Annotated in this window: 19 protein-coding genes; 15 read left to right on the top strand and 4 right to left on the bottom strand. The window is 64.6% G+C overall.

Features of this window, described 5'->3' with window-relative positions:
- The first annotated feature begins 386 nt into the window (after positions 1 to 386).
- Both lodA and FNU76_RS09440 read left to right on the top strand, forming a co-directional pair.
- Positions 387 to 2,417, top strand: a complete 2,031-nt coding sequence (lodA, locus tag FNU76_RS09445) for a CTQ-dependent lysine 6-oxidase LodA (RefSeq protein ID WP_144277972.1) — start codon at positions 387 to 389, stop codon at positions 2,415 to 2,417.
- Positions 2,414 to 3,580: a tryptophan 7-halogenase gene (locus tag FNU76_RS09440; RefSeq protein ID WP_144277971.1), complete on the top strand. Its 1,167-nt coding sequence runs from the start codon at positions 2,414 to 2,416 to the stop codon at positions 3,578 to 3,580. The genes lodA and FNU76_RS09440 overlap by 4 nt, the downstream gene beginning before the upstream one ends.
- Here FNU76_RS09440 and FNU76_RS09435 read toward each other — a convergent pair.
- Together FNU76_RS09435 and FNU76_RS24065 are read right to left on the bottom strand one after the other, a co-directional pair.
- Entirely contained in the window at positions 3,534 to 4,415 is an 882-nt protein-coding gene (locus FNU76_RS09435) for a GNAT family N-acetyltransferase (protein ID WP_144277970.1), read from the bottom strand. The genes FNU76_RS09440 and FNU76_RS09435 overlap by 47 nt on opposite strands.
- Positions 4,408 to 4,584, bottom strand: a complete 177-nt coding sequence (locus FNU76_RS24065) for a hypothetical protein (protein ID WP_179958410.1) — start codon at positions 4,582 to 4,584, stop codon at positions 4,408 to 4,410. The genes FNU76_RS09435 and FNU76_RS24065 overlap by 8 nt, the downstream gene beginning before the upstream one ends.
- Positions 4,585 to 4,954: 370 nt before the next feature.
- Between FNU76_RS24065 and FNU76_RS09430 the strand changes: the two genes are divergently transcribed.
- From FNU76_RS09430 to FNU76_RS09400, 7 genes are all read left to right on the top strand, one after another.
- On the top strand, positions 4,955 to 5,419 hold the full coding sequence (locus tag FNU76_RS09430; RefSeq protein ID WP_144277969.1) for a chemotaxis protein CheW: 465 nt from the start codon (positions 4,955 to 4,957) through the stop codon (positions 5,417 to 5,419).
- Positions 5,420 to 5,482: 63 nt separating this feature from the next.
- Complete coding sequence (locus FNU76_RS09425; protein WP_144277968.1) at positions 5,483 to 6,940, top strand: CheR family methyltransferase; 1,458 nt, start codon at positions 5,483 to 5,485, stop codon at positions 6,938 to 6,940.
- Positions 6,937 to 7,557, top strand: a complete 621-nt coding sequence (locus FNU76_RS09420) for a chemotaxis protein CheW (protein ID WP_144277967.1) — start codon at positions 6,937 to 6,939, stop codon at positions 7,555 to 7,557. The genes FNU76_RS09425 and FNU76_RS09420 overlap by 4 nt, the downstream gene beginning before the upstream one ends.
- Positions 7,558 to 7,665: 108 nt before the next feature.
- Entirely contained in the window at positions 7,666 to 9,393 is a 1,728-nt protein-coding gene (locus tag FNU76_RS09415) for a methyl-accepting chemotaxis protein (protein ID WP_144277966.1), read from the top strand.
- 67 nt (positions 9,394 to 9,460) lie between these two features.
- Positions 9,461 to 11,689: a hybrid sensor histidine kinase/response regulator gene (locus FNU76_RS09410; RefSeq protein ID WP_144277965.1), complete on the top strand. Its 2,229-nt coding sequence runs from the start codon at positions 9,461 to 9,463 to the stop codon at positions 11,687 to 11,689.
- Positions 11,690 to 11,729: 40 nt separating this feature from the next.
- Positions 11,730 to 12,830, top strand: coding sequence for a chemotaxis-specific protein-glutamate methyltransferase CheB (cheB, locus tag FNU76_RS09405; RefSeq protein WP_144277964.1), 1,101 nt, complete (start codon positions 11,730 to 11,732; stop codon positions 12,828 to 12,830).
- Between the two features lie 42 nt (positions 12,831 to 12,872).
- A complete protein-coding gene (locus FNU76_RS09400; protein WP_144277963.1) occupies positions 12,873 to 14,615 on the top strand; it encodes a response regulator in 1,743 nt (580 codons plus the stop codon).
- Positions 14,616 to 14,627: 12 nt separating this feature from the next.
- On the opposite strand, the gene FNU76_RS09395 is transcribed toward FNU76_RS09400, so the two are convergent.
- On the bottom strand, positions 14,628 to 15,014 hold the full coding sequence (locus FNU76_RS09395; RefSeq protein WP_144277962.1) for a DUF423 domain-containing protein: 387 nt from the start codon (positions 15,012 to 15,014) through the stop codon (positions 14,628 to 14,630).
- A 71-nt stretch (positions 15,015 to 15,085) separates the two neighbouring features.
- Here FNU76_RS09395 and bioA point away from each other — a divergent pair, with 71 nt between their 5' ends.
- Both bioA and FNU76_RS09385 read left to right on the top strand, forming a co-directional pair.
- On the top strand, positions 15,086 to 16,405 hold the full coding sequence (bioA, locus tag FNU76_RS09390) for an adenosylmethionine--8-amino-7-oxononanoate transaminase (RefSeq protein ID WP_144277961.1): 1,320 nt from the start codon (positions 15,086 to 15,088) through the stop codon (positions 16,403 to 16,405).
- Between the two features lie 77 nt (positions 16,406 to 16,482).
- Positions 16,483 to 18,060: a cyclic-di-GMP receptor FimW-related protein gene (locus FNU76_RS09385; protein WP_144277960.1), complete on the top strand. Its 1,578-nt coding sequence runs from the start codon at positions 16,483 to 16,485 to the stop codon at positions 18,058 to 18,060.
- Here FNU76_RS09385 and FNU76_RS09380 read toward each other — a convergent pair.
- Complete coding sequence (locus FNU76_RS09380) at positions 18,057 to 19,325, bottom strand: YihY family inner membrane protein (protein ID WP_144277959.1); 1,269 nt, start codon at positions 19,323 to 19,325, stop codon at positions 18,057 to 18,059. The genes FNU76_RS09385 and FNU76_RS09380 overlap by 4 nt on opposite strands.
- Before the next feature lie 74 nt (positions 19,326 to 19,399).
- On the opposite strand from FNU76_RS09380, the gene wrbA reads away from it, so the two are divergent.
- From wrbA to FNU76_RS09360, 4 genes are read left to right on the top strand one after another with little or no spacing between them, the layout of a single operon-like run.
- Complete coding sequence (wrbA, locus tag FNU76_RS09375) at positions 19,400 to 19,999, top strand: NAD(P)H:quinone oxidoreductase (protein WP_144277958.1); 600 nt, start codon at positions 19,400 to 19,402, stop codon at positions 19,997 to 19,999.
- Positions 19,996 to 20,376, top strand: a complete 381-nt coding sequence (locus FNU76_RS09370; RefSeq protein WP_223879276.1) for a DUF2069 domain-containing protein — start codon at positions 19,996 to 19,998, stop codon at positions 20,374 to 20,376. Before wrbA ends, FNU76_RS09370 begins: the two co-directional genes overlap by 4 nt.
- Before the next feature lie 2 nt (positions 20,377 to 20,378).
- The gene (locus FNU76_RS09365) at positions 20,379 to 21,350 is read left to right on the top strand and encodes a biotin--[acetyl-CoA-carboxylase] ligase (protein WP_144277957.1); all 972 of its coding nucleotides are present in this window, start codon (positions 20,379 to 20,381) and stop codon (positions 21,348 to 21,350) included.
- Complete coding sequence (locus FNU76_RS09360; RefSeq protein ID WP_144277956.1) at positions 21,347 to 22,093, top strand: type III pantothenate kinase; 747 nt, start codon at positions 21,347 to 21,349, stop codon at positions 22,091 to 22,093. Before FNU76_RS09365 ends, FNU76_RS09360 begins: the two co-directional genes overlap by 4 nt.
- The last annotated feature ends 3 nt before the right edge of the window (positions 22,094 to 22,096 follow it).

Genomic DNA, 22,096 nt, shown 5'->3' with positions numbered 1-22,096 from the left:
TTGCCAGCTCAGTCCGCTCTGGTCTAGAACGGATGCACCATAACAAGCGCCGCCATGACGGCGCGGGTGCCGGATGCAGGAGGAAATCCATGCTGTTCCCATTGGCCGATTTACCGGCGAACGCGCTTTGCGCTGTCGCTGACGGAACGGTTTACCTGCTCGCTCCCAAGGAAATGCCCGCCTGCCACCCGTAGGCCGTGCACTGCTGCTTGCCGCGCCATCCCGCTCCCGCGACGGATCCTGGCGCAGGTCAAGACGGCCAGCGCCCAGGAGGAGCCGACCCGTCGTCTCCGCCGCATGCCCTGGCTCGCCGATGCCCGCCTTTTATGGGACCGGCCTGCTGATGAAATCGCCGTTTCCGTCGGATTTCTCCAAGGAGCATGCATATGGCCAAGCACTACAGTATTCATCCCAAGATCGGCATCGCGCGGGTGGGCAATAGCCCGCAGGGCTTCTACATCGGTCCGGAAACGACCGGCGGCCTGCCGATCGAATGCGATAAGCACGGCAATGCCATCCTGTGCGATGGCAAGCCCGTCCATACCGATCGTTTCAAGGACGCGGCCGGCGCCATCAAGCGCCAGGCGGCGCGGTTCAAGGTGTTCGAGCACGGTGGAGGCGCACCGCGCGAGCTGTCGCTGCAGGACGGTTCGGTGGCCAGCATCTGCTGGACCGTGCATATCGCCAACAAGAAGGCGGTCTGGTACTCGTTCGCCGAGCTGAACGGCGACCTGATGTTCGGTGCCGACAATAGCTACGAGGCGCAGCACGTGCCGCTGCGCAATCCCGATATTCCCAATGCCGCCGTGCCCAACCGGCAGCAATACATCATCGATCCGGGGCCGCGTTCGGTCAGCCAGCCAGGGCAGCGGAACAGTTTCAGCCGCTACAACATCCCGAAAGAGTACACCAAGGGTGCGTTTCCACCGGTCGCGCTCTCGACCGGCATCGACACGCTGGGCGACCTGATGATGGACGATGCCGGCAACCTGCTGGTGCTGGGCGGCTTCGGCGTGGCCGGTGGTCAGGGCGATATCTCCTCGTTCGCCGGCGCCAACAACTGGTTCGATGATGTGTCGGATGGCTATGTGCTTGCCCGGCTGACGCTGAAGGATGGCAGCACCATCGACCTGGAACCGGCCTGGCTGGTGGTGGGCAGTCCCAAGTACGCGCCGGAACTGATCAATATCATTACCCTGGACGACACCGTGTACGACGTTGCGGTACGCAATCTGCAGTATGACCCGCAGTTGTACGATCCAGCCTGCCACCCGATCAAGCATGACGGCGGCTATAACCCGATCGCCGGCTTCAATCCGAACTACCAGCCCAACTACGAGCGCGATATCAAACCCATCATCGTGCGGCCGCAGTCCTATCGCTGGGTGGCGAATGTGCCGTCGATGATCGATTTCTCGCGTCCCGATTTCGATACCAGCGACCCCTCGGAAGCCAACCGTGCGCTGCGGGAGGAATATTTCAGCTATTACCGTGTGCCGGTGCCGGCCGAGAGCTATCGCTATATCAACGAGATCAAGAATGGCCCCAACCAGCTGTTTAGCGACGACGGCTTACCGCTGATGCCGCTCAACTCGGGCGACAACTCGGTCACCAACGACATCATCTACAAGTTCCTGACGCTGACGCCGACCCAGTATTTCTTTATGCACCAGTGGGCCAAGGGCAAGTTCAGTACCGGGCCGGCGGCGTCCGACGACCGGCATGGCGTGACGGCCTTGGACCGAGAAACGATCGGTAATTGCGTAGGCGGGCCATTCAGCCCCGGTATCGAGGTGACCTGGATCGTGCGCAATCCGCTGCTGTACTCGAAGCCCTTCCAGGTCCGCATCGCCCATTGGCAAGGCAGCAACCTCAAGCTGGAGGAGTATTACTACGCCGAGGGCCTCAGCACCACCAGCGATCCGCAGAACGGCCAGGGCACCGAACCGGGCGACCTGACCAAGCGTATGGCCATCCCCTGGCAGGCCGATTTCTTCGATTGCACGGTGCAGACGCCCAATATCACCAATCCGGCCATCAACCAGAGCCCGGCCGACGATGGTATCCAGGTGCCGCCGGCGTACTACGTGTATTGGTGGCCGCCACAAAGCCCGATGCAGGTCTACGCGGGGTCGGTCGACCCCGCCGACCAGGCTTTGGATGGTTTCGTCAGCAACGCGCCGGTCAGCAGGCCGAATGCGAACGGGGTGTTCCAGGTGCTCGATACTTATTCCATCGTGGCGGCCGGCACCAGCGTCAACTACCAGCGGGGCATCAATAGTTTCAACCAGATGGTGGTGTCGTGGCAGGACCTGGGTTTTATCGTCAACAAGGGCACGGAGCGTTATCCGTATTTCGTCGAATCGGAGCGCAATACCACCTACCTGGCCCAGGGCACGGCGACCGGCATCAAATGAGTGCAAGGGAAAGCGATTCCGGCGGGCCGGCCCGATACGATGTGGTGGTGATGGGCGGTGGCGCGGCCGGCCTCAGCGTGGGGCTGACCTTGCGCCACCATACCGGCCTCTCGGTGCTGGTGCTGGAGCGCTCGGATTACCGGGTGGTCCGCACCGGCGAAACCCTGTCGCCGGGTGCGCAGGGCCTGCTGGAATACCTGCGGGTCTGGCCGGCTTTCCTGGCCGATGCGCACCAGCCATCCTATTCATCACGGGCCACCTGGGGCGATGAGCGCATGCAGACGCGCGACTTTATCCTGTCGCCCCACGGCCTGGGCTGGCATCTGGACCGCGCCCGCTTCGACGGCACGCTGGCCCGTTGCTTCGAGTCTGCCGGCGGCGTGCTGTGGCGCCGGGCCCAACTGATGGCGGCCGTGCGCGACGAGGACGGGTGGCGCTTGCGCGTGCGGCGTAGCGGCGGTGCCAGCACCGTGCGCGCCCGTTTCGTGGTGGATGCCAGCGGCAAGGCGGCGGCCTTCGGGCGTTTGTTGGGTGTCAAGCGCTTGCGGCACGATAGGCTGGCGGCGGTGATCGCCACCTTCCAGTTCGGCGAAGGCGAGGCGGAAGACGCGTCCACGCTGGTGGAAACCTATGCGGGCGGCTGGTTCTACAGTGCCAAGCAGCCGGGGAACCGGCTGGTGGCCGCGCTGATGAGCGACTCGGACCTGGTGCATGCCGGTCGCCTGGCTAGTCCCGATCGCTGGCAGGCGGCGCTGGCGCAGCTCCCACACAGTCAGGCGCGGTTGCAGCGCGGCCGGATGCTGGGGCGGCTGCGGGTCTGTTCGGCCCATTCCGGGCAATTGGAGCAACTGGCCGACCCGGGCTGGCTGGCGGTCGGCGATGCCGCCACCTCGCACGATCCCTTGTCATCCAGTGGCATACCACAGGCACTCAATTCCGGCATTCATGCCGGCTGCGCCATCCATGCCTTGCTGACGCGCGGCGATGGCAAATTGCTGGACGACTACCAGGCCAGGATGAAGTTGGACTTCGAACACTACCGCCAGATGCAGCAGCAGTACTACGCCATGGAACAGCGCTGGTCCGGTGCACCGTTCTGGGCCCGGCGCCATGGTTTCACAGCGTCAATTCATACACCGTTCCGCGCGGCAGATCCTCGATGAAACCCAGCTTCTGGTGAAATCGCATCGAAGCTGGATTGGCACTGGAAACCAAGGCCTTCAAGCGGTCCATGCCGCGTTGCGCCAAGTTGGCCCTGGCATATTGGTAGATCAGCTCAGCCAGGCCGCTGCCGCGCAGCGCATCGTCCACGCCCACGGCATTGACGTGGCCTTCCTCGATCAAGGCAAAGCCCCGATAGTGGCCGTCGGCGTCGGCAAACACGCAGCTGGCCAAGCCGTCCGCCCGCGCCCAGTCGTCCGCGATATTCAGCGCATCGCGCGGCGGCGAGTTGGGTACGTGGCGGAAGGTGGCGTTGTATAGCGCGGCCAGCTGGGTCCAATCGAGCTGGTCCTGCGCTACGAGCTGCCAGCGATTGGCGCGAAGGTCCGGCGACTGCGCACCGGCGGTATCGATGGCGAAATTCACCCATTCGAATAGCGGCTCAAAGCCCGCCGCGACCAGGGCGACAGCCTTGTCCCGTTCTCCGGCCCAGGCGCTGATGCGTATTTGGCGGGCATTCAAGTGCTGGGCGATCTGCCGCAACTGCACGATCAGCCCGGCCGCCGCTTCGCCATCCGTCGCCAACAAAGGCGCGCCATAGAGCCGGCCGCTGTGGGCCACTTCCTCGCTTACCCAGCCAAGACAGGCAACCGGCACATCGGCCCGCCAAGCCACCATCACGTGTTGGCCATGGCCGCGGGCAAAATCGGTCAGTTCTTGAGATAAAGGCGGCACACCGGGGCGGACGGTTTGATAGTGCGGCTGGAGTACCGCCAGCGCCGGCATATCGATGGGGCCGAACCACAAGTGCGAGTCATTCGGTGAGTGATCAACCACGGCGCGCTACATCGCACTGCGCCACTTGCGTGGTGGCATGCTTGGCCAGCATCTGTTGTTCGGCGTGGGCAGGTGCTTGCAGCGCGCCCAGCAAACCACCTGCGAACAGAACGGCCACGCCGAGGAACAGGGTGGTTTCGAACAGGGCGTTGATTTGATTGCGTTGCATGGTGTGGCTCCGGTGTGATGGTTGGGCTGGGCGGTGTTGCCCGGCTGGTATGGATGCATCTTCGTCGATTGCTTGTCTCGTCGCGATGGCAAAGGGACCGGCTGTCGGTCGGGCAGGACGAAATGCAGCCGGGCGCGATGAAACTCCACCCGGCGGGAAAACTGGCAAGCATTTGTCCGCTGAACTAGAACGGATGCACCACAGCAAGTGCCGCAACGACGGTACCGCCGCGGTTTCAGGAGGATGTCTTGCCACTGCCGTGTTCGCCCAGGCGGCCGGAAGTGGGTCCACGCAGTTCACCGAAGTGGTAGGGATTTTTCCGCATGCTCCCGTTTGGACGCAGGGCAATCAAGTAGCCATGGAAGGCGTCATGAGCGATAGCCGCCAGTTGCTGGTATTCCGTCTTGATGCACGGCGTATTGCCCTGGATCTGGCGGTGGTCGAGCGCGTTATCCGGGCGGTGGCGATTACGCCGCTGCCGGCCGCGCCGGAGGGCGTGTGCGGGGTGATACAGCTGCATGGCAAGGTGGTGCCGATCTTCGATATACGGCAACGCTTCGGTCTGCCCGGCCGCACGCTGCGCCTGAGCGACCAGATCGTGATCGCGCGGACGGACCGGCCGGTGGGATTGTGTGTGGACGAAATCGAGGCGGTGGCGGCCTACCCGGTCGAGCGGATCGTCGCGGCGGATAGCGTGCTGGAAGGATTGGCCCATGTGCAGGGCGTGGTGAGCCTGGATGACGGCTTGTTGCTGGTGCACGACCTGGCGGGTTTTCTATCGCTTGAAGAGGCGCGGCAATTGGGTTCGGCGCTGGCCCAGCTGCCTGCCGCTTAGATTTTTGGGAGGCTTGCCGCAGTCGAGCCGAATCGCGCAACCTTGGATTTGCCCTTGCCCGCAATGGAACAACTCGCCCGCGATACCGCCCTGCCGCGCTTTCTCGACTTCCTTGCAACGTCGCTGGGCTGGTCCTTTCCGCACAATCGCAGCGAGGTGGTCCGGCGCGCCATGGCGGAGGTGGCGCGCGAGCTGGGGTACCCCGATGCGGAAAGCTGCATGCGGGCGCTGCTGCAGGCGCCCTTGGGCCGCCGCCAGATCGATGCGCTGGCGGCCAAGCTGACCGTGGGGGAAACCTATTTCTACCGCGAGCCGGCGGTGTTCTTCGCTTTGGAAACCGAGGTCCTGCCCGCGCTGATCCAGGCCCGCCGACTGGCCGGCAATCGCACGCTGCGGATTTGGAGCGCGGCCTGTTGCAGCGGCGAGGAAGCGTATTCCTTGGCCATCCTGCTGCATCGGCTACTGCCCGATCTGGAAAACTGGCGCATTCACCTGCTGGGGACCGATATCAACCCGCTCGCGTTGCAGCGCGCCGAAGCGGCCCGCTATTCGCAGTGGTCGTTCCGCAATGCGCCGCCCTGGCTGCTTGGTAGCTACTTCGAGCCGGCCGGACCGGGGCGCTTTGCGGTGCTGCCCCATATTCGTCGCATGGTGCGCTTCGCCCAGCACAATCTGATGGCGGAAGCGGGGCCGGAACGCGAGACGGCGGCTATGGATCTGATCCTGTGCCGCAATGCCCTGATGTATTTCGAACGGCGGCACGCGCACCGCGCCGTGCAGTTGCTGCGCCGTAGCCTGCGCCAGGGCGGCTGGCTGGTGGTCGGGTCGGCCGAAGCGGACCAGGGCTTATTCAAGGCGTTCGCGCCGGTGAGCTTTCCGGGCTGTTTGTTCTATTGCAATGAAGAACGTCCCGTAGCGGCGCTGCCGCGCTGGTCGGCGGAAGAACAACTGCCCGAAACCGTGTTTGCGGCCCCCTTGCCCATTCCGCCGGCGTCCCCGCCCAAACCCGTGGTGGAGTTGCCCCCGGCGCCCCCACCCGAACCGGTCGCGACACCGTACGAGCGGGCCTTGGCGGCCCGGCAGCGCGGCGACCATGCCGAGGCCGAAGTCTTGCTGGCCGGCCTGCCGGACGATGCGGCTGCCCTGCTGTTGCTGGCGCGGCTGCTGGCGGGACAGGGGCGGCTGGATGAGGCGGGGCAGTGCTGCGACCGGGCGATCGCGGCGGATCGCATCAATCCTGCCGGCCAATATCTGCGCGCCCTGATCCACGAAGAGCAGGGGCGCGTCGATGAGGCGATCCAGGCCTTGAAGCGGACGCTTTACCTGGAGCCGGGCTTTATCCTGGCGCATATGGCACTGGGCAATCTGAGCGCGAGCTTGGGCCGGCCGGACGCCGACCGGCATTACCGGCACGCGCTGGAACTGCTGGCGGCCCACGCACCGAATGAGGCGCTGCCGGAGTCGGATGGGCTGAGCGCAGGCGAGCTGGCACACATGATCAAGACGCGGAGGACGGCATGAACCCGGACAAGCCCAAGACCGGCATAGATTGGACCAGTGTGCACGCGCAGATGGCGCGGGCCGAACAGGCGCTGCAACGCGAATTCGAGCCTGACGAGGCGGTGCGCGATGCGGTGCTGCAGGCACGCGCCCGTGCCTTGGCGCAAGTGCCGGCCGCCGAGGGGGTGGAGGGCGAGCAAATGGAGCTGGTGGAGTTCCGCCTGGCGCACGAGCACTACGGCTTGGAGACCCGCCTGGTCCGCGAGGTATATCCATTGCGCGAGTTGGGTCTGCTGCCCTGCGTGCCGCCATTCGTGCTGGGCATCATCAATCTACGTGGCCAGATCGTGTCGGTCATCGACCTCAAGCGCTTCTTCGGCCTGCCGCTGCAAGGCCTGCCCGATATGAACAAGGTCATTCTGCTGGAAGACGGCGCCATGCGCTTCGGACTGCTCGCCGATCAGATCATCGGCGTGCGCAGCGTGGCCTTGGCCGATCTGCAGCCGTCCCTGCCCACGCTCAATGGCGTGCGGGCGGAATACCTGCGAGGGGTGGCGCCGGATCGCCTGGTGGTGCTGGATGCATTGAAACTGATTCACGACCCGGCCCTGCTGGTGGATGAGGAAGTGCCGTCCTAGCCCCGTTGCGGCTTTTTGCTCGGTGAGCGGATTTACCTACTACAAATGGTGCTGGCCCTGGCATGACGCGTGGGCAACTAAAAGCACAAGGATTCAGGAGGAGAAGGGATGAAACTTTCCATCGGCTCGAAACTGTGGGCGAGCTTTATCGGCATCCTGTTGATCATCGTCACGGTCAGCGCCATCACTTACCAGAACACCCGCACGATGGTAGACACGGCCCAATGGGTGACCCACACCCGCGAGGTGCAGTCGCACTTGGTCAGCCTGCTATCGACCCTGCTGGAGGCCGAGTCATCCCAGCGGGGTTTTGTCATTACCGGCGACGACAACTATCTGGCACCCTATCTGCAATCGATCCAGCAGCTGAAGCCGGCGGTGCAGAAGCTCAAGAGCCTGACCGCGGACAATCCGATCCAGCAACAGCGGGTAGACAGGCTGGGGCCCCTGGTGCACGACAAGCAGATCATCCTGCAGGAGACCATCGATCTTCGACGTGCCAAGGGCTTTGACGCAACGCGAGAACTGATCCGCACCGATAAGGGCAAGCGGCTCACCGATGAGATCCGTGCCCTGGTGATGGAGATGACCGCAACGGAGAACCAGCTGCAGGAGATGCGCGACACCGAGGCGGCACGCAGTGTGCAGACCGCGATGTTGAGCCTGCTGTTGGGCCTGCTGGCTTCCGGTGGGTTGGCGATCGGCGGCGCCTTGTTCCTGACCAGCCATATCGCCCGGCCCCTGCGCGAGATCAGCGCCATCGCCACCAGGATAGGGGGCGGCGATTTGTCGGTGAGCGTGCCCGTCAGTGCCCGTGGCGACGAGGTGGGTGTGTTGCAGGCGAGCTTTGCCCGCATGCTGCAATCGCTGCGCGACATGGCCGGGGTAGCCCGCCAGATCGCGGTGGGCGACCTGACCGTCGAAGTCACGCCGCAGTCCGAGCGGGATGTGCTGGGCAATGCCTTTGCCGAGATGTTGCGGGATCTGCGCCAGATCAACCTGGAAATCCGTGGCGGCATCGCGATCCTTACCACCTCGGCTAGCGAGATTCTCACCGGTGCCACCCAGATCGCCACCGGCACCGAGGAGACCGCGGTATCGGTGAGCGAGACCACCACCACGGTGGAGGAGGTCAAGCAGACCGCGCTGGTATCCAGCCAGAAGGCCAAGTACATGTCGGAGACGGCGCAGAAGGCCGCCCAGGTGTCGCAGAGCGGCAAGCGGGCGGTGGAGGATGCCATCGAGGGCATGCAGCGCATCCACGACCAGATGGCGCTGATCGCGGAAAGCATCGTGCGCCTGTCGGAACAGACCCAGGCCATCGGCGAGATCATCGCCACCGTCAATGATCTGGCCGAGCAATCCAATCTGCTGGCCGTCAATGCCTCCATCGAGGCGGCCAAGGCCGGCGAGCACGGCAAGGGCTTTGCCGTGGTGGCGCAGGAGGTGAAGAGCCTGGCCGAGCAATCCAAACAGGCCACCGTGCAGGTGCGCGGCATCCTGGGCGAGATCCAGCGCGCGACCACCAGCGCGGTGTTGGCAACCGAGCAAGGCGGGAAGGCGGTGGAATCGGGCGTGAAACAATCGAACGAGGCCAGCGAGGCCATCCGCTCGCTCAGCGAGAGCATCGTGGAAAGCGCCCAGGCTTCCACCCAGATCGCCGTTTCGTCGCAGCAGCAGCTGGCGGGGATGGACCAGTTGGCCTCGGCGATGGAAAACATCCGTATCGCCAGCACCCAGAATATGGCCAGTTCCAAGCAGGCCGAGACCGCCGCGCAGAATCTGCATGAATTGGGCCAGAAACTACAGGAGATGCTGGCGCGGTTCCGCGTCTAGGGAGCGTTGAAAAAGCTACGTGTCACTGAACACGCGGATAAAAAAACGGCGATGACCGGGAGGGCGAATGGCCGAAAACGAAGCGCGTTTTCTGGAACGATTGATGGCGACCTTTCTGGTCGAGGCGGACGAGCATCTGCAAGCCATGGTGGCGGCGTTGCTGGAGTTGGAACGGGACAGCGATAGCGGCCGGCGCCAGGCCTTGGTGGAGGAGTTGTTCCGCGAGGCGCACAGCCTCAAGGGGGCGGCACGCTCGGTCAGCCGCCATGATCTGGAGCGGCTTTGCAGCCGGATGGAAACGCGCCTGGCCGAACTGAAGCATGGCCAGGCCGAACTGTCGCCGGAGGTGTTCGAGGCTTGCTATCAGGATCTGACGGTACTGGAAAGCATACTGCATCCCGTGCTGGTGCCCGCGTCAAGCGCGGCCGCCACGCCGGGCACCGTGTCGGCGCCGCTGCCCGAACCACCGCTCGCCAAGCCGGCAACGTCCGTGGGTCCACCCAACCCGGCGGCGACCGCCGCACCCGCGGACGAGACGGTCCGTGTCTCGACCAGCAAGCTCAATACCCTGCTGAACCAGGCCGAGGAGTTGCTGTCGCTGAAATTCAGCGCCGCCCATCTGCTGGAAGAACTGGCTGAGCTGAACCGCGAGTTGAGCGACTGGAAAAAAGAGCGCAACAAGACGGTGCGCGAGCTGCGCGCCCTGCGCCGCGCCTGGGGCCGCCGGCAGGATGGCCTGGATGAGACGCGGCTGGCGCAGTTGCACCGTTTGCTGGATGTGGTGGATGGCGACGAGTTGCGCTTGCGCCTGCTGGAAGAGCGGGTACTACGCCTGCGCAATAGCCGCGAACAGGAGCGGCGCGCGCTGACGGGCATGGTCGATGGGCTGCTGGACGATATGAAGCAGGCCTCGATGCTGCCCCTTTCGTCGCTGTTGGCGCTGCTGCCCAAGCTGGTACGCGATCAGGCCAAGGATAGCGGCAAGGAGGTGGAGCTGACGCTGACCGGCGGTTCGCTGGAGATAGACCGGCGCATCCTGGAGCAGTTGAAGGACCCGCTGATCCACCTGCTGCGCAATGCGGTCGATCACGGTATCGAAGCGCCACGGCTGCGCCAGCAGCAGGGTAAGCCGGAGCGTGGCAGCATCGAGGTGGCCGCCAGTCCCCGCGACGGTAATCAGATCGAGCTGACCATCCGTGACGACGGCGCCGGTATCCGGCTCGATAGCGTTCGCCAGTCGGCTCGCCGCATGGGCTTGCTGGGGCCGGACGATGCGGGCACCGAAAGCATGCTGCTCAATCTGGTATTCGAGTCCGGCCTCTCCACCAGTCCCATCCTGACCGATATCTCCGGCCGTGGCCTGGGCCTGGCCATCGTGCGCGAAAAGGTCGAAAAGCTGGGCGGCAGCGTGCGGGTGGAGGCGGGCGAGGAGGGCGGGAGTTGCTTTCGCATCTTGCTGCCCACCACGCTGGCGACCTTTCGGGGCATGTTGGTGCGCGCGGGCGAGCAGCAATTCGTGCTGCCGTCCACCAGTGTGGAACGGGCCGTGCGGGTGGATAGGCAATCCATCCTGACCGTGGAGAACCGCGAGACCATCACGCTGGAAGGTAGCGTGCTGGGGGTGGTCTGGCTGGTGGATATCCTGGAGATGCCGCGCAAGGAAAGCACGTCGGCCGTCTCGCCCTATCTGCAGGCGGTGGTGCTGGGGGCGGGGCAAAGGCGCATCGCCTTTATCGTCGATGAGATCGTCGATGACCGCGAGGTCTTGGTCAAAGGCCTGGGGCCGCAGCTGCAGCGGGTCCGCAACGTGGCCGGCGCCACCGTGCTGGGGGCCGGCAGGGTCGTGCCCATTCTCAACGTGGGCGACCTGCTCAAGTCGGCTGTCCGCTACGTGCCCGTCACGGCCGCACCGACCGCGACGGTCCGGGCCGAACGCAAATCGGTGCTGGTGGCGGAGGATTCGATCACTTCGCGCTCCTTGCTGAAAAACATCCTCGAATCGGCCGGCTATGCCACCACCACCGCCGTGGACGGGATCGATGCGCTGACCCTCCTGCGCACCTCGGCATTCGATTTGCTGGTGTCGGATGTGGAGATGCCGCGCATGGATGGCTTCGACCTGATCAGCCGCATCCGCCAGGAACCCAAGCTGCGCGAGCTGCCGGTGATCCTGGTGACCGCGCTGGATTCGCGCGAGGACCGCGAGCGCGGTATCGATGTCGGCGCCAATGCCTATATTGTGAAAGGCGGCTTTGATCAGAGCAATCTGCTCGATGCGATTCGGAGATTGATATGACCGTCGTTCAAAAGGCCCGCGCACAGCGGCAAGGTGGTCGATGACCACGACCGAGCCACGCACCCAAGGCCTGCCTGCCGGCAGCCGGCCTAGTCCGATCCGCATTCTGGTGGTGGATGACTCCATCGTCGTGCGTGAGCTGCTGGTGTATATCCTCAATAGCGATCCCGATCTGGAGGTGGTGGGCTTGGCCGCCGACGGCGATGCCGCCCTGGCCGCCGCCGTGCGGCTGCAGCCGGACGTGATCACCATGGATATCCATATGCCGCGCATGGATGGCTTTACCGCTACCCGCTGCATCATGGAAGCCTGCCCGACCCGCATCATCATGGTGACCGACACGGCCCAGCCGCAACATGTGGCCGCCACGTTCCGCGCCCTCGAAGCGGGGGCGCTGACGGTGTTGGCCCGGCCCCCCGGTCCTGCTTCGTCGGACTTTGCCGCGCTGGCGAAGTCGCTGACCGATACCATCAAGCTGATGGCCGAGGTCCAGGTCATCCGGCGCTGGAGCCGGGCCCCCCTGGCGGCTGCGCCGGTCAATGGCGCGCCGGTGATGATCAACCCTCATCAGGGCAATGGCCGCTTGGTGGCGATCGGGGCCTCGACCGGCGGTCCGCTGGCCTTGCAAGCCATTTTGTCGTCCCTGCCCAAGAATTTCCCCGCGCCCATCGCCATCGTGCAACACATCAGCCCCGGCTTTGCCCTGGGCTTTGCCAAATGGCTGGCGCAGGCCAGCGGCTATTCCGTGCGGGTGGCCAGACAAGGCGAGACGATGCTGGCAGGTCATGCCTATGTCGCGCCCGACGGCTTGCAAATGCATGTGGGAGGCAATGCCGAGGTCATCCTGGTAAGCGACGGGGTCGGGCAGGGCCTGCGGCCGTCGGTGGCGCATCTGTTCAGTTCGGTGGCGCGGGCCTACGGCAGCCGGGCCATCGGGGTGTTGCTGACCGGCATGGGTTGCGATGGCGCGCAGGAATTGTTGCAGATGAAGATGGCCGGCGCCGTCACGGTGGCGCAGGAGGGTAAGAGCGCCGTCGTCAACGGGATGCCCGGCGAGGCGGTCAAGCTGGGGGCCGCGCGTTTCGTGCTGACCCCGGAAGAAATGCCGACCGTACTCTGCCGCTGGGCCGACGGGCTTTGAAGTCCGAAAAAAAACCAAACAAGGCGTCCGTTGGAGGAAGTCATGGCAAGCCAGGCAACCAATCTGTTTCAGGGCGTAACGATCCTGATCGCCGAAGATAGCCCTACCCAGGCCGAGCAGCTGCGTTTCCTGCTGGAAGCGCACGAGTTCGTGGTGTTGCTGGCCGGCAATGGCAAGGATGCGCTGGCACTGGCCACCGCCCACCGCCCCACGCTGGTCATCACCGATGTGGTCATGCCGGAAATGGACGGTTACCAGCTGTGCACCGCCATCAAGGCGGATCCGGAACTGAAGGAAACCCCGGTGGTGATCGTCACCTCGCTGGCCGGCTTGCAGGATATCGCCCGCAGCCTGGAGTGCGGGGCGGACAACTTCCTGCGTAAACCGTATGACCCGGCCATGCTGATTTCGCGCATCAACTACATCTTGCTCAACCGCAATCTGCGCAAATCCAGCAAGGTGCAGATCGGTGCCGAACTCTATCTGGAGGGCAAGCGCCACTTTATTACCGCCGAACGGGAGCAGATCGTCGATCTATTGGTTTCCACCTATGAGGAAGCCATGCATATGAACGATGAGCTGCAACAGCAGCAGCAGGCCCTGGCCCGTTCCAACCAGATGTTGCGGGTCTTGTACCGGGTGGCGGAAAGCCTGATGCATGCCCTGACCGAAGCGGAAGTATGCGAAAACGCCTTGCAGGGCATCATGGAGCTGGCTTGCTTCCGGGCCGGCTGGATCTATCTGAACGATGGCCCGGCCGGCTGGCGTTATGGCGGCGATTGCAATCTGCCGGCCGGGCTGCCCACCGAGCTGCTGGAAGCCGGCCATAAGCTTTGCCAGATGTCGCCAAAGCCGGGCGAGGCGGGCGTGGAGGTCGCCCTGCGGGTGTGTGAGCAGCTTATCGGAACGGCGCGCTTCAACCATGCCAGCGTGCCTTTGCTGATCGGCGAGCATTGCCTGGGGGTGGTCAATATCCTGATTGATACCACCCAGCCGGCGGACGATGAGGATTTGAAGGTCTTCAAGGCGATTGCCAATGAGGTGGCCATCGCGCTGGAACGGGTCCGCCTGGTGGCCAATCTGGCACTGCGGGCCAGCCAGCTGGAGGCGGCCAACAAGGAGCTGGAAAGCTTCAGCTATTCGGTCTCGCATGACCTGCAGGCGCCCTTGCGGGCCATCGACGGCTTTGCCGGCATGCTGGCCCGGCGGGCCGATGCGCGCCTGGAGCCCGAGGACAAGCGCCTGCTGAGCGTGGTGCGCGAGAATAGTACGACCATGCGCCAGCTGATCCAGGAGTTGCTGGCGTTCTCCCGCATGGGCAATTCCCCCATCAATGCCTCCCGCGTCGATATGACTGCCCAGGCACAAGAGGTCTTCGACAGCCTGCAGGCCGCCAACGGCGAGCGTGAGATCGTCTTCGAGCTGGCGGAGCTGCCGAAGGCCTGGGGTGATCGGACCTTGATCCGCCAGGTCTGGGCCAACCTGATCGGCAATGCCATGAAGTATTCCAGCCGCAAGGACCATCCCAGGATCGTCATCGACAGCACGGCGGAAAACGGCGAAAACATCTATCGGATACGCGACAACGGCGCCGGATTCGATATGCACTACAGCAACCGCCTGTTCGGCGTTTTCCAGCGCCTGCACAGCCAGGAGGAGTTCCCCGGCAGCGGCGTGGGCCTCGCCAATGTCCAGCGCATCGTCAGCCGACACGGCGGGCGGGTCTGGGCGGAAGGGTGGGTGGGTGAAGGCGCCGTATTCTATTTCGCCCTGCCTACGGTTTAGCTGCCGTGCCGGTCAGGCCGCCGGCGCATGACCTTCCCGCCAAGCCCCCAGCGCCAGGCAAAACCAGCCGGCCAGCAGGGCCACGCCGCCCAGCGGGGTGATCATGCCCAAGGGGCGGATGCCGCTCAGGGCCAGTAGATAGAGGCTGCCTGAGAACAAAACCGTCCCGACGACAAAGCAGCGGCCCGTCCAGCGGAACAGGCTGCTGTCATGCTGGCGTAGCAACACGGCCAGCCCCAGCAGCGCCAGGCTATGCAGCAGCTGGTATTGCACGCCGGTCTGGAAAACCGCCAGTTGCGCCGGGGCGAGGCTGTTTTTCAGGCCATGCGCGCCGAATGCGCCCAAGGCAACGCCGGTGAAGCCGCCGATTGCGGCGATAAACAAGCTGGCTTGCTTCATCGTATGATCTCCTCCTTTATTGCAAAGCGCCCAGCATAAACGCCTGGCACAAGGAGCGCGAACGGATGAGCATGAGCGAGCAAGCGAATCAGGAGTGGCTGGCACGTAGCCGGCGGGCGGTATGGCATCCCTGTACCCAGATGAAGCGGCATGAAACCCTGCCCATCGTGCCGATCGCGCGGGGCGAGGGTGTCTGGCTGATCGATTTCGAGGGCAAGCGTTATCTGGATGGCGTCAGCAGCTGGTGGGTGAACCTGTTCGGTCACGCCAATCCGCGCATGAACGCGGCCATCGCCGATCAGTTGAACCGGCTGGAGCATGTCATCCTGGCCGGTTTTACCCAGCAGCCGGTGGTGGAACTGTCCGAGCAATTGGGTGAATTGACCGGGCTGGGGCATGCTTTTTACGGTTCGGATGGCGCCAGCGCCACCGAGATCGCCCTCAAGATGAGCTATCACTATTGGCGCAATCACGGCCAGACCGGCAAGACCGAATTCGTCAGCCTGCAAAATAGTTACCACGGCGAGACCTTGGGTGCCTTGGCGGTGACCGATGTGCCGCTGTTCAGTGCCACCTACGCGCCGCTGCTGCGGGCCAGCCATCGGGTGTGCTCGCCGGACTGGCGCCTGGCGGCGGCGGGCGAGGGGGCCGAGGCCTATGCCCTGCGGGCAGCCGAGGATATCGAGCGGCTGTTCCAGGCGCGCGCGCCGCAGCTGGCGGCCTTGATCGTCGAGCCCTTATGCCAGGGCGCCGCCGGCATGGCCATGTACCACCCGGCCTATCTACGGCGGGCCCGCGCCCTTTGCGACCAGTATGGCGTACACCTGATCGCCGACGAGATCGCCATGGGCTTCGGCCGCACCGGTAGCATGTTCGCCTGCGAGCAGGCCGGTATCCGGCCGGACTTTATCTGCCTGTCCAAAGGCATTACCGGCGGCTATCTGCCCTTGTCGGTGGTGCTCAGCAGCGACGAAATCTATGCGGCCTTCTATGATGAAGACGTAACGCGGGGTTTCCTGCATTCCCACAGCTATACCGGCAACGCCCTGGCTTGCCGGGCGGCGCTGGAGGTGCTGGCGATTTTCCGCGACGACAAGGTATTGGCGGGCAATCGCGCCAAGGTGGAGGCCGTCGCAGCCGACTTCGCCCTGCTTGCCGCCCATCCCCGGGTAGCGGACGCCCGTCAGCTGGGCATGATCTGGGCGTTCGAGGTGAAGGAGGCGGCGGCAGGGTTTTCCAGCCGCTTCTTCAGCGCGGCGCTGGCCAAGGGGCTGCTGCTTCGGCCGGTGAACAATACGGTCTACCTGATGCCGCCGTACGTCATCAGCGTGGAGGAACTGCAACAGGTATTCGCGACGCTGCGCGCCTTGCTGGATGAGGGAGTCGCGTAGCGGCGAGCGGGAGGCGATGGTCGCAGCGGGTGCGAATATCGCCTATACAAAAATCACAGCCAAGCACGCGAAAGCACATGTCGCTCGTTCTCAACCTCCCGGAACCGATTACCGGCTATTCGCTCAGTGTCGAAACCAACCCGAAAGCCTTGCGTGCCTGGTTGATTTCACTGCCGCCCGGCAATCTGATGGAAAGCGCGCGAGCGATTTTCGACGCGCTGACCACGCTCAACCGCATCAAGCTCGATGCGGATGTCCGCCTCAAGCTGCTGGAGCATTACCAGCTGGCCGTCGATATGCTGGATGCGCCCTTGGAGGCGGCCTATACCTCGGCGGCGGTGCCGGCCAAGGAAAAGAACAAGCAATCCATGGCGCTGGCGCGCAATCTGCAATTGGAACTGGCCAATGGCTACAAGCTGGTCCTGTCGGAACGGCTCAACGCCCGCTTCAGCCTGGGCAACCGGCATATTCCCGAACTGATCCAGAAGCTGCTGATCACCTATCAGAAGCTGATGTGGGTATGTTGCAAGAGCTACGCGCAAATACCCGCCGGCGTCTGGCAGGAGGCGCACACGCTGTTCCGCTATGCGATCCAGCATAAGCAGATCGACCTGCCGGAAGGGGTGGACCATCCGATCAAGACCATAGGCGGCTACTACAAGCAGATTCTGCTGTTGTCGCTGGCCGATCCTTATCGCTATCACCCGGTCGAGCACGACAAGATCCAGGACCTGATCAAGAACTATGGCGCGGCGGCGCTGTTCCAGCCTTTGGGCAACACCCCCAATCCGGCCGGATTCTTCCTGGTGCGGCTGGACGCCGACGTAGCGCCGGCTTTTCTGGGCCAACGCCCGCTGGATGTCGAACCCAGCAGCGCCATCCTGCTCGATACCATGGAGATGGCTAAACACCTGCACAAAGCCCTGCACTCGGTCGAACAGAAGCTGCCGGGCGCCAGCGACCGGTCCAAGGCGCAGGCCTGGATAGATTTACTGCGGCGGGTTACCCGGCAGTGGAGCATCACCCCCAAGCGCGTCTTCCAGCGTATACGGGCCAACACGCGCGTCAATATGGTGGTGGGCCTGCGCATGACCGCCTTCTATCTGAACGATGGCAAGCCCTTGCTGCAACCGGTGGTGCTGGACGATACGGTGGTGGTCGACGGCGAGGGGCCGCTGAGCGTATCCGGCGCCGGCTATAGCCCGGCCGACGATTGGCTGGTCATCAACGAAAGCCCTGGCGGTTTTGCGCTGCGGATGGAGCCGGTACCGCAGAATTGCGTCTACCGGGTGGGTGATATGGTCGGCTTGCGTGCCAAGCCGGGCGATGAATGGATGGTGGCTTGCGTGCGCTGGCTGCAGGCGCCGGACGATGGCGAAGCCGTCGAGATCGGTGTGCAGGTGCTGGCGCCCAAGGGCGAGCCGGCCATGCTCCGGCCCACGATCTCCCATGCCGGCGCCAGTTTCCAACCCTGCGTGATCCTGCCCGAAGTCTCCGCGCTCAAGCAGCCGCCGCTGATCGTGGCGCCGCGCGGCAGCTTTTCTCCCATGCGCGAACTGGCGATCTACACCGATCACGGCGAACGCATGGTGCGCTCGGTACGCCTGCATGAGCAGGCGGTGGGGTTTGAACTGTTTGAATACGTAAACAGTTAATTCCTCACGGCACCCTGGCCCGGCGGTTTTTCCTCGGTAGCGTCCGCATGCCGCAACTGGCGGGCCAGGTCCGCCAGACTGATGTCCAGACTGGCGTCGATCTGGCCGAAACGCTCGTTCAGGATATGGTGCAAGCCGTCGATCGCCCGTGGTGGCGCCACCGGGCGGGTGACCAGCAGGTGATAGAGCTCGCGCAAGGTGATGCGTTCCAGCGCGGTAGCCAGCAGCCAGCCATTGCTGCGGGTGGGCTGCGTCCAGCCGCGCTGCGATAGCCGTTCCAGCAATTCATGCAGTTCGTCCTGTCCCAGCGCCAGCGTGTTGCGCAGCTTGCCCAGCGAGAGCGTGGCGCCCTCGCGGCGGGCATCATCCAGTTTCAGCAGCAGGCGCACGGCGTCATACAGGCGCTGGCCGGGGTGGACCCGCCGGCGCCAGGCTTCGCCATGCCAGTAGGAGAGGCTGGCGGTCAGCACGGCGCCGGCCAGCACCACCAGCCACATCAGGTAGAGCCACAGCAGGAAGATGGGAAAGCTGGCAAAGGCGCCGTAGATCAGCTTGAAAGTGGCGAATTTCTTCACATAAAGGCCGAACAAGCCTTTCAGCAGGGTCAAAGCCAGGGTGCTGAAGGTCGCGGCGATCAGGGCGTGCGAATTCGGCACCGGGCAGTTGGGCACCACCCGGTACAACAAGGTGAAGCCGGCGAGCGCCAGCAGGATGCCGCTGCCGCTCAATACCACCGCCAAGGCGCCGTTGCCGGCGCTGTCGGCCAACCAGCTGGTCAAGGTCAGGGCCAGGCCCAGCAACAGCGGACCCAGGGTCAGCACGCTCCAGTAGGTCAGCATCTTGATCATCCAGGGCCGTTGCCGGTGGATGCGCCAGATGCGGTTGAATGTGCGGTCCATGGTGCTCATCATGGCCAGCGCCGTGATGCCGAGCGAGGCCATCCCCAGGGTGGTCAGCTTGCCGGTGTTCTCGGTGAACTGCCGCATATAGACGGTGATGACACGGCTGGCCGAGTCCGGGACCAGGTTGCTCAGCAGGAAGAGCTTGAAGCTGCTGGAGAAGTCCTCGAACATCGGAAAGGCCGATACCACCATCAGCGCAATGGTCAGGAAAGGCACCAAGGCCAGCAAGGTGGTGAAGGTCAGGCTGCCGGCCGCATCCAGGCAGCGGTCGTCGCGCAGCCGGCGCACGACGAATAGGGCGAAATCCAGCGGCGCGGGCAGGCGGCTGATGACGTTGCGGCGATAATCCGAGAGAGAAGGCATCGAATGGTGCGTACGGCTTAAGCCGGAGTGGGCAAGGCCCTATAATAGCGCACCCTCATCCACGAGCCCGTCCGATGGCCGACTTGCTAGTCCTCTATTATTCACGCCATGGCGCCACCCGGCAGCTGGCACAGATGCTTGCGCGCGGAATCGAATCCGTGCCCGGCTGCCAAGCCCGCCTGCGTACCGTGCCGGCGGTATCGACCGTGGCGGAAGCCACCGCGCCCGCCATCCCGGACGAGGGCGCACCCTATGCCGAACTGAGCGACTTCAAGGAATGCATCGGCCTGGCGCTGGGCAGTCCTACCCGCTTCGGCAATATGGCGGCGCCGCTCAAGTATTTTCTTGACGGCAGCAGTGCCGATTGGCTGGCGGGTACCCTGGTCGGGAAGCCGGCGGCGGTATTCACCAGTACCGCCAGCCCGCATGGCGGCAATGAAGCCACCCTACTCACCATGATGCTGCCCTTGCTGCACCACGGCATGACCCTGGTCGGCATACCCTACAGCGAAGCAGGGCTGACCCTGACCGAAGGCGGCGGTACCCCTTACGGCGCCAGCCACGTCGCCGGTGCGGACGGGCGCCGCCCCATCGATGCGCATGAAAAAGCGCTGGCGATCGCCCTGGGCAAGCGCCTGGCGGTGACGGCACTGCAACTGGCGAGGCCGCTATGAAGGCCTACTTTTCTACCCAGGCGGGGATGGATCAACTGGTCAGGCAAAGCCGCAACGGTACCTTGGCAGGCCTGCTGGCGCTGTTCGCGCTGTGCCTGCTGTGGGAGGCCGTCCTGGCGCCGCTGCGGCCCGGCTCGCTGCTGTGGGTCAAGGCGCTGCCCTTGCTATTGCCGCTGGCGGGGGTTCTGCGGGGCCGCCGTTATACGTACCAGTGGCTGAGCATGTTTATCCTGGCCTGGTTTATCGAAGGGGTCATGCGCGCGTGGGCGGATCATGGCGCGATACGCTACCTGGCCTCGCTGGAAGTGGCCTTGAGCGTCTGGATATTTGTCTGCACCGTGGTATTCGCGCGCTTTACCCGGGTAGCGGCGGACTGACGATGAATCCCTTCGTCTGCTTGCGCCTGCTCGATCACGAACACTTCCGTCCCGGTCCCGAGCTGGCCGAAGCCTTGGGGATATCCCGCGCCAGCGTGTCGCTGGCCATGAAGGGGGCCGCCGAGCTGGGCGTGGAAGTCCACACCGTCAAGGGACGCGGCTACCGGCTGGCGCGGCCGATCGCCTGGCTGGACGAAGCGACGGTGGCCGGCCATCTGGGCGAGCGGGCGCGCTTCTTCGATCTACGCGTATTCGACGAAATCGGTTCCACCAACACCGAGCTGATGGCCGCCGCCACCCAGGGCGCCCCGGCCGGCCTAGTCTATGCCGCCGAGCGGCAACATGCCGGTCGCGGCAGGCGGGGGCGGCGCTGGCAGGGGGAACCCGGCGATGCCTTGATGTTCTCGTTGCTGTGGCGCTTCAATCTGGGCGTGGCCGACTTGTCCGGCCTCAGTCTGGCGGTGGGCCTGGCGGTGGCGCGGGCATTGGCCGTATTGGGCGTGCCGGAGGCGCTGCTGAAGTGGCCGAACGATATCGTGACCGCTACCGGCGCCAAGCTGGGCGGGATCCTGATCGAGCTGGCCGGCGAGGCGCATGGGCCATCCAGCGTGGTGATCGGCATCGGCCTCAATATGCGGCTGTCCGAGTCGGTGCGCCTCGGTCTGGATCAACCGGCCGAATCCTTGGCGCTGCTGGGCTACAGCGGCGATCGCAACCGCTTGCTGGCGGCGGTGCTGGCGGAACTGGCCGTGCTGCTGCCGGCCTTCGAACAAACCGGTTTTGCCCCTTTGCTGCCGGAGTGGGAAAGCCGCCACGCCATGCAGGGCGTGCCCGCCCGCTTGCTGATGCCGAATGGCGAACAGCTCGATGGCCTGGCGCTGGGCGTGGCCAACGATGGTGCCTTGCGTTTCCAGACCCGGGCGGGCGAGCGGCAGGTGCATGCCGGCGAAGTCAGCCTGCGGAGAGCGCAGTGAACGCCCCGATCCTGTTGCTGGATGCCGGCAATAGCCGGCTCAAGTGGGCTTTGCAGCTACCGGACGGACCTATCGCGCAAGGGATGGCGTACTACACCGATCTGGCGGCATGGGTGGCGGACTTGGCCGGCTGGCCGGCGCCGCTTCGGGTTTTGGGGTGCAATGTGGCCGGACCGGCCATTGCCGAACAATTGGCGGAGCGGGTCGCGCCGGCCGTCCGCTGGCTAAAGCCCACCGCGGAGCTGGCGGGACTGCGTAACGGCTATCTGCAGCCCGGCCAGTTGGGTGCGGACCGGTGGGCCGCGATGTTGGGCGCGCGCGCCCTTTGCCAAGGGGATGCCATCGTGGTCATGGCAGGGACCGCCATGACGGTCGATGCGCTGACCGCCGAGGGCGACTTCCTCGGTGGCGTCATCGTGCCGGGCTTTGGTCTGATGCGAACGGCCCTGGCCCAGGGCACCGCCGACCTGGGGCTGCCCGACGGCGAGGCGGTCGCTTTTCCCCGCGCGACCGGCCAGGCCATCGTCAATGGTGCGCTGCTGGCGCTCGCCGGCACGGTCGAATCGATGTTGCGCCGCCTGGAAGCGCACACCGGCAGGCCGGCCACGGTGTTGCTGTCAGGCGGTGATGCGGCGCGGCTGGCGCCCTTATTGGCCGATACGCTGGCGGAGCGGCTGGTGGCCGTTGATAATCTGGTGCTGCGCGGCCTGGCCAGGCTCGCCTTTGCCGAATTGGAACCCTGAACC

It is taken from the genome of Chitinimonas arctica (assembly GCF_007431345.1).
Lineage (GTDB): Bacteria > Pseudomonadota > Gammaproteobacteria > Burkholderiales > Chitinimonadaceae > Chitinimonas > Chitinimonas arctica.
This window is presented reverse-complemented; position numbering and strand designations above follow the sequence as displayed.

Coding starts and splice junctions, on each gene's coding strand:
- lodA (WP_144277972.1), top strand. CDS start 387: ATGGCCAAGCACTACAGTATTCATCCCAAGATCGGCATCGCGCGGGTG.
- FNU76_RS09440 (WP_144277971.1), top strand. CDS start 2,414: ATGAGTGCAAGGGAAAGCGATTCCGGCGGGCCGGCCCGATACGATGTG.
- FNU76_RS24065 (WP_179958410.1), bottom strand. CDS start 4,584: ATGCAACGCAATCAAATCAACGCCCTGTTCGAAACCACCCTGTTCCTC.
- FNU76_RS09430 (WP_144277969.1), top strand. CDS start 4,955: ATGAGCGATAGCCGCCAGTTGCTGGTATTCCGTCTTGATGCACGGCGT.
- FNU76_RS09425 (WP_144277968.1), top strand. CDS start 5,483: ATGGAACAACTCGCCCGCGATACCGCCCTGCCGCGCTTTCTCGACTTC.
- FNU76_RS09420 (WP_144277967.1), top strand. CDS start 6,937: ATGAACCCGGACAAGCCCAAGACCGGCATAGATTGGACCAGTGTGCAC.
- FNU76_RS09415 (WP_144277966.1), top strand. CDS start 7,666: ATGAAACTTTCCATCGGCTCGAAACTGTGGGCGAGCTTTATCGGCATC.
- FNU76_RS09410 (WP_144277965.1), top strand. CDS start 9,461: ATGGCCGAAAACGAAGCGCGTTTTCTGGAACGATTGATGGCGACCTTT.
- cheB (WP_144277964.1), top strand. CDS start 11,730: ATGACCACGACCGAGCCACGCACCCAAGGCCTGCCTGCCGGCAGCCGG.
- FNU76_RS09400 (WP_144277963.1), top strand. CDS start 12,873: ATGGCAAGCCAGGCAACCAATCTGTTTCAGGGCGTAACGATCCTGATC.
- FNU76_RS09395 (WP_144277962.1), bottom strand. CDS start 15,014: ATGAAGCAAGCCAGCTTGTTTATCGCCGCAATCGGCGGCTTCACCGGC.
- bioA (WP_144277961.1), top strand. CDS start 15,086: ATGAGCGAGCAAGCGAATCAGGAGTGGCTGGCACGTAGCCGGCGGGCG.
- FNU76_RS09385 (WP_144277960.1), top strand. CDS start 16,483: ATGTCGCTCGTTCTCAACCTCCCGGAACCGATTACCGGCTATTCGCTC.
- FNU76_RS09380 (WP_144277959.1), bottom strand. CDS start 19,325: ATGCCTTCTCTCTCGGATTATCGCCGCAACGTCATCAGCCGCCTGCCC.
- wrbA (WP_144277958.1), top strand. CDS start 19,400: ATGGCCGACTTGCTAGTCCTCTATTATTCACGCCATGGCGCCACCCGG.
- FNU76_RS09370 (WP_223879276.1), top strand. CDS start 19,996: ATGAAGGCCTACTTTTCTACCCAGGCGGGGATGGATCAACTGGTCAGG.
- FNU76_RS09365 (WP_144277957.1), top strand. CDS start 20,379: ATGAATCCCTTCGTCTGCTTGCGCCTGCTCGATCACGAACACTTCCGT.